Source organism: Streptomyces sp. NPDC001970 (assembly GCF_053594115.1).
In genome coordinates, this window is sequence record NZ_JBSFDW010000102.1 from 1 (window position 1) to 2,435 (window position 2,435).

Annotated in this window: 4 protein-coding genes; 3 read left to right on the forward strand and 1 reads right to left on the reverse strand. The window is 67.0% G+C overall.

The window, feature by feature from the left end; translation table 11 throughout:
- The first annotated feature begins 341 nt into the window (after positions 1–341).
- A complete protein-coding gene (locus tag ACWCP0_RS41955; protein WP_451083961.1) occupies positions 342–536 on the forward strand; it encodes a hypothetical protein in 195 nt (64 codons plus the stop codon).
- 14 nt (positions 537–550) lie between these two features.
- Positions 551–1,183, forward strand: coding sequence for a DUF2461 family protein (locus ACWCP0_RS41960; RefSeq protein ID WP_351234197.1), 633 nt, complete (start codon positions 551–553; stop codon positions 1,181–1,183).
- Between the two features lie 2 nt (positions 1,184–1,185).
- Here ACWCP0_RS41960 and ACWCP0_RS41965 read toward each other — a convergent pair whose 3' ends face one another.
- Positions 1,186–1,440, reverse strand: coding sequence for a hypothetical protein (locus ACWCP0_RS41965; protein ID WP_451083962.1), 255 nt, complete (start codon positions 1,438–1,440; stop codon positions 1,186–1,188).
- 451 nt (positions 1,441–1,891) lie between these two features.
- Here ACWCP0_RS41965 and ACWCP0_RS41970 point away from each other — a divergent pair, with 451 nt between their 5' ends.
- A complete protein-coding gene (locus tag ACWCP0_RS41970; protein WP_451083963.1) occupies positions 1,892–2,389 on the forward strand; it encodes a DIP1984 family protein in 498 nt (165 codons plus the stop codon).
- Positions 2,390–2,435: the final 46 nt, after the last annotated feature.

Below are 2,435 nucleotides of genomic sequence, written 5' to 3' on the forward strand. Positions count from 1 at the left end.
TCGAATGGAACGAGTGATCTACATGGCCAACGGCGCCGTGATCGCGGTCAAGCCCCGGGCATTCAGGCAGTTCCAATACCCGACTCCACCATTACTGCCCACCCACGCCGACCTCGAAGACGCCGTCGGACGCCTCCCCACCGATCAATAGGGCACCGCTGACCTGGGCGAACTCAAACGGGTGTACCTGGTTGCACGAGTCTTACCGACACCCCGACGCCGAGCGCCGGACCACAGCACGGCCCAGTTCAGAGAAGTGACCAGGCCAAAGCTGACCGCTCCGGACCACACAGGGCGGGGCATGACACACCTCCAAGCCCCCCTTGAGATCCCAGGCTATTGTGGGATCTCAAGTTCGGCTGCACAATCTCACCGCCCGCTTCATATCGACTGCACTCTCCGTGCTTCTCGACGAACTCGCCCACCGCGCACGGCACATCGAACTGGCCGACGAGCCCCGCCGCAACGCCTCCCACCATGTCTGGGGCTACGCCTCCCTGCCCGTCTCACTCTCCCCGCACGCGGATCATGGGTGAGCTAACCTGCGCGCATGCGCGGACAGTTCACCGGCTGGCCGGAGCAGGCCATGGACGTGTTGTGGCAGCTCCAGGGCGAACCGACCCACGCGACCCGCGAGCGCTACCGCGCGGACCGCGAACGCCTGGTCCGGCAGCCGATGATCGCCCTGCTCAACGAGGTCGCGGACACCGACCCCCGGTACGAGGACTTCTCCGTCTGGCACTACCGCACCGACTCCTGGTGGTGGCAGCACCAGGGCGCGGTGATCCGGCTCGGCCGCAAGATCGAGATCGGTCTCCGGTTCTCCCTGGACGGCCTGCAGATCCAGGGCGCCTGGTGGTACCCCGATCCCGGCCAGGTGGACATGTTCCGCAAAGCCGTGGCCTCCGAGGGGAGCGGCCGCGAACTGTCCGCCATCGTCGAGGACGTGCGGAAGAAGGGCTACGACATCTCCGGGGACGTGATGAAACGCCCCCCGCGCGGCTATCCGACGGACCACTCCCGTACAAACCTGCTGCGCCACCGTTCGCTGATCGCCACCCGTCCCCTCGGCTGCGAGCAGTGGCTGCACACCCCCGAGGCGGTCGACCGGGTCCTCTCGGCCGCCGCCGACCTGGACGCCCTGCTGATGTGGCTGGTCCGCCACGTGAAGCGCGCCGCCTGACATCACGAGGGCGCCACGCGGCACGGGAGGAACGACACCCGCGCCGCCGGCCCCCGCACTCTGACGGTGATGCGCGCTTTCAGCGCCGACCGGTCGTCCATCGCCCGATAACCGTCCGGCACCTCGGCCAGGGGGACGGCACCGTCGAAGACGGGCCCCGGATCGAGGGCCCCGGAGAGCGCATCCGGCAGGAGTTGGGGAATGCAGGCGCGGACCGGGGCGATGCCCCCGCGCAGCGTGATGTTGCGGTCGAACATCCGGCGGCAGAACGACCTCCGCATTTCCCGCCGTACGGCACCCCCACACAGCCGACCGAACAGCCGTCCCGGGTGATAGCGGGCCGTGAGACACCGCAGGTCAGCGATCTGCCCGTCCGGAGCGGCCTCAGCAAACCTGGCGGGGATGCACCGCGAGCCGAGACAACCGCAGATGAAGCAGCGTGAGACACCGCGAGAAGTCGCAGGTCACAGCCTCGGCGTATGCAGCGCAACGTGGCGCTGAGACATGCATGATGTCCCGTCGCGCTGAAACTGGGGATTCCCAGTCGTTCTCGTTCGTGCTGTCGGATTCCCTTTCGTGGCGCTCTGAGTGGCTGTCCGCTCTCACTCCAGTGGCTGGTCAGGGCTGCGGCGGATCAAAATGCAGGTCCGTATGAGCCGGTTCGCACTCGTATACTCGTGCGGGCTAATGGAGGGGGAGGTGGAGACAGTGAAGCTTGCTGAGGCACTGGCAGAACGTGCGGAGGCGACGCGCCGTGTAGAACAGCTGCGAGCGCGTGTCGTCAGCAGTGCGCGGTATCAGGAAGGGGAGACGCCCGCCGAGGATGCAGCTCAGCTGTTGGCTGAGGCCGGTGAGGTGCTGGACGCTCTAGAAACGTTGATCCGGCGGATCAATCGGACCAATGCCACCGTGGAGATGGGTCCGGACGGCACGCTCACCGATGCCCTCGCACGCCGGGATGTCCTGCGGTTGCGTCACTCTGTGGTCACCGCGGCGGCGGACGCGGCGGCGGGTAAGGGCGAGCGGGGATACGGCCGGCAGCTCCGGTCCGAGCTGATGATGCTTTCCGCGCTTCCGGTCGCGGAACTGCGCGGTCAGGCGGATGCCCTCGCCCGGGAGATCCGCGAGGTCGATGTGCGGATCCAGCGTACGAACTCGTGTCGGCAACGGCTGAATTTGGGACCAGTTCGAACGGTTCAATCGTGAGCCATTGTGCGGCCTCGGTGGTTCGTCAGTCGTTGTCGGTGGCGGT

Excerpts from the sequence above, each read along its gene's own strand:
- ACWCP0_RS41965 (WP_451083962.1), bottom strand. The coding sequence starts at position 1,440 with ATGTTCGACCGCAACATCACGCTGCGCGGGGGCATCGCCCCGGTCCGC.
- ACWCP0_RS41960 (WP_351234197.1), top strand. The coding sequence starts at position 551 with ATGCGCGGACAGTTCACCGGCTGGCCGGAGCAGGCCATGGACGTGTTG.